1 protein-coding gene is annotated in these 3,935 nt (G+C 75.2%); it reads left to right on the forward strand.

Going from position 1 to position 3,935, the window contains the following annotated elements; genetic code table 11:
* Positions 1–3,935 (forward strand): type I polyketide synthase (locus AB0D93_RS41335; RefSeq protein WP_362131872.1); only part of this gene is annotated, 3,935 nt, incomplete at both ends.

Consider the following 3,935-nt stretch of genomic DNA (forward strand, 5'->3'; position numbering starts at 1 on the left):
ACCGTCGACTGGAGCCGGTACCTGCCCGCCGCCGAGCGGGTAGACCTGCCCACCTACGCCTTCCAACGCCGCCGCTACTGGCTCGACAACGCCGATTCCGTCGACCCGGCCACGCTCGGCGCGCTTCCCGCCGGGCACCCGCTGCTCGGCGCGCTGGTCGCCCTCCCCGGCGCGGTCGACACCGTCCTGACCGGGCGGTTGAGCCTGCGCAGCCACCCCTGGCTGGCCGACCACCGGGTCACCGGTATGGCGCTGCTGCCCGGCACGGCGTTCGTCGAACTCGCCCGGCACGCTGCCGACCTGCTGGGCGACATGCGGCTGGACGAGCTGACCCTGGAGGCCCCGCTGGCGCTGCCCGCCGAGGGCGGCCTCGCCCTGCGGGTCGGCATAGGGGAACCCGACGACGCCGGCTGTCGAGGCATCGAGGTCCACTCCCGGCCGGAGGGCGCCGCACTGCCCTGGACCCGGCACGCCACCGGTGTGCTGGCCGAGGACACCGAGCACACCACCGGCGCGGACCTGGCGCAGTGGCCTCCGGCCGGTGCCGAACCCGTGGCCCTGGACGAGTTCTACCCCCGGCTCGCCGAGACCGGTCTCGGCTACGGCCCGGCGTTCCAGGGGCTGTGCGCGGCCTGGCGGCGCGGGGCCGAGATCTTCGCCGAGGTCCGCCTGCCCGGCCAACAGCGCGGCCAGGCAGGGGAGTTCGGCCTGCACCCGGCGCTGCTGGACGCGGCGCTGCACGCCCTGGCCCTGCGTGGCGACGACGGCCTGCGGCTGCCTTTCGCCTTCCGCGGGGTCCGCTGGTACGGCGCGGGCGCGGCGGCCCTGCGGGTCCGGCTCACCGTCACCGGGGACGACGCGGTCCGGGTGGACCTCGCCGACGACAGCGGCGCCCCGGTCGGCACCGTGGAGCGGCTGGTGCTGCGTGCCCTCACCGGTGAACTGCGCCCGCCCGCGCGGCTGGATTCGCTGTACCGGCTGGACTGGACACCCGCCCGCACCGGACACCTCCGCGACACCGGCGCCGACGTGCTGTTCCGGGTCGAGGACACCCCGCTCGCCGAGCGCACCGCCGCCGTACTGGAGCGGCTGCGCGGCTGGCCGGCCGAGGAGTCCGCCCCCGGTGCCCGGCTGGTCCTGATCACCCGGGGCGCGGTCGCCACCAGCGCGGAGGAGGTGCCCGATCCGGCCGGGGCGGCCGTGTGGGGCCTGGTGCGCTCGGCGCAGGTCGAGTGGCCCGACCGGTTCGTGCTGTTGGACACCCCCGGGCCCACCGTCACGGACGAGGAGTTGATGACCGCGCTGGCCGGCGGTGAGCCTCAACTTGCCCTGCGTGGCGGTGGGTTGCTGGTGCCACGGCTGGCGCGAGTGACCGAGGCGACGGGGGCGGCCGAGATGGCGGGCGCGGCCGAGGTGGCGCAGGAGGCCTGTTGGTCGGCTCAGGACGTCGTCCTGATCACGGGGGCGAGTGGCACGCTCGGTGGCCTGGTCGCGCGGCATCTGGTGGAGCGGCACGGGGTGCGCGGTCTGGTGCTGGCTTCGCGGCGCGGTGGTGGGGCGCCGGGTATGGCGGAGCTGGCCGCCGAACTGCGCTCGTTCGGCGCCGAGGTGTCCGTGGTGGCGTGTGACGTGGCCGAGCGGGACGCGGTGGCCACGCTGCTGGCCGAGCACCCGGTGACGGCGGTGGTGCACGCCGCCGGGATCGTGGACGACGGTCTGGTCACCGGTCTCACCGAGGAGCGGCTCGGGGCGGTGCTCGCGCCGAAGGTGCTGGGCGCCCGATGGCTGGACGAACTGACCCGTGACCGGGACCTCACCCGGTTCGTGCTGTTCTCCTCCGCCTCGGCGACCCTCGGCAACGCCGGGCAGGCCGCGTACTCCGCCGCCAACGCCGCGCTCGATGCGCTGGCCCGGCAACGCCGAGCCGCCGGGCTCCCGGCCACCTCGCTGGGCTGGGGCCTGTGGGAGGAGCGCAGCGGCATCACCGGCGGGCTGGCCGGGGCCGACCTGGCCCGCATCGCCCGCAACGGCATTGCCGCCCTGCCCACCGAGGACGCCCTGGCCCTGCTGGACACCGCCGTCGGGCTCGGCGAGGCGGCCGTACTGCCGATGCGGCTGGACACCACCGCCCTGCACCGGCTGGACCCGCTGCCCCCGGTGTTCGCCGGCCTGGTACGCGGCGGCCGCCGTACGCGGCAGCAGTCCGGCTGGGCCGACCGGCTGCGCGCGCTGCCCGCTCCCGAGCGCCACCGCGCCGCCCTGGACCTGGTGCGCACCCAGGCCGCCGGAGTGCTGGACCTGGCCGGGGCCGAACAGGTCGGCGCCGACCAGTCCTTCGCCGACCTCGGCTTCGACTCGCTGACCGCGCTGGAACTGCGCAACCGGCTCGGCGCCGCCACCGGGCTGCGCCTGCCCACCACCCTGGTCTTCGACCACCCCACCCCGGCCGCGCTGGCCGGATTCGTACTCGCCGAGGCCGGTGACCCGCGGACCGGACCGCAACCCACCACCCCAGCGGTGAAGGCCACGGCGGACGATCCCGTCGCGATCGTGGGCATGGCCTGCCGCTACCCCGGCGGCGTCGACACCCCGGAGCAGCTCTGGGACCTGGTCGCCGCGGGCCGGGACGGCATCTCGGCCTTCCCCGCCGACCGCGGCTGGGACCTGGCCGGACTGCCGGTCGGGCGCGGCGGTTTCCTGGCCGGCGCCGGTGACTTCGATCCCGCCTTCTTCGGCATCTCCCCGCGGGAGGCGCTGGCGATGGATCCGCAGCAGCGGCTCCTGCTGGAGCTGTCCTGGGAGGCGTTCGAACGCGCCGGCATCGACCTGCCGGCCCTTCGCGGCAGCCGTACCGGGGTGTTCGCGGGGCTGATGTACCAGGATTACGCGACCAGGCTGACGCACGTGCCCGAGGAACTGGAGGGCTACCTCGGCAACGGCAACCTGGGCAGCATCGCCACCGGCCGGGTCGCCTACACCTTCGGATTCACCGGCCCGGCGGTCACCGTGGACACCGCCTGCTCGTCCTCATTGGTGGCGCTGCATCTGGCCGCCCAGTCACTGCGCTCCGGCGAGTCCACCCTGGCCCTGGCCGGCGGTGTGACGGTCATGTCCAGCCCCACCCCTTTCCGCGAGTTCGACCGGCAGCGCGGCCTGGCCGCCGACGGCCGGTGCAAGTCGTTCTCCGCGACCGCCGACGGCACCGGCTGGTCCGAGGGCATCGGGCTGCTGGTGCTGGAGCGGCTGTCCGACGCGCGTGCCAACGGCCACGAGGTGCTGGCCGTCCTGCGTGGTTCGGCGGTCAACCAGGACGGCGCGTCCAACGGGCTCACCGCCCCCAACGGGCCCTCGCAGGAGCGGGTCATCCGCGCCGCGCTGGACGCCGCCGGGCTGTCCGCCGCGGACGTCGACGTGGTGGAGGCGCACGGCACCGGCACCACACTCGGCGACCCGATCGAGGCCAACGCCCTGCTGGCCATGTACGGCGCCGACCGGGACCGGCCGTTGTGGCTGGGGTCAGTCAAGTCCAACATCGGGCACACGCAGGCCGCCGCCGGAGTCGCCGGGGTGATCAAGGTCGTCCAGGCGATGCGCCACGGCCTGCTGCCACGCACCCTGCACATCGACGAACCGACCCCCCATGTGGACTGGTCGGCCGGGCCGGTGCGGCTGCTGACCGAGGCGATCGAATGGCCGGACACCGAGGTCCGGCGTGCTGGGGTGTCGGCGTTCGGGGTGAGCGGTACGAATGCGCATGTGATCGTCGAGCAGGCCCCGGCCGTCGAGCCGGCGGCCGTCGTCGAACATGTGGCGCCTGTCGTCGACTCGGCGTTGCCGGTTCCGGTGCCGGTGGTGCTCTCCGGCCGGGACGCGGCGGGCCTGGCGGCGCAGGCGGCCCGCTTGCGCGAGTTCGTCGCGTCCGAGCCCGAACTGAC

It is taken from the genome of Streptomyces sp. NPDC048191 (assembly GCF_040652655.1).
In the GTDB taxonomy this organism is placed as follows: Bacteria; Actinomycetota; Actinomycetes; order Streptomycetales; family Streptomycetaceae; genus Streptomyces.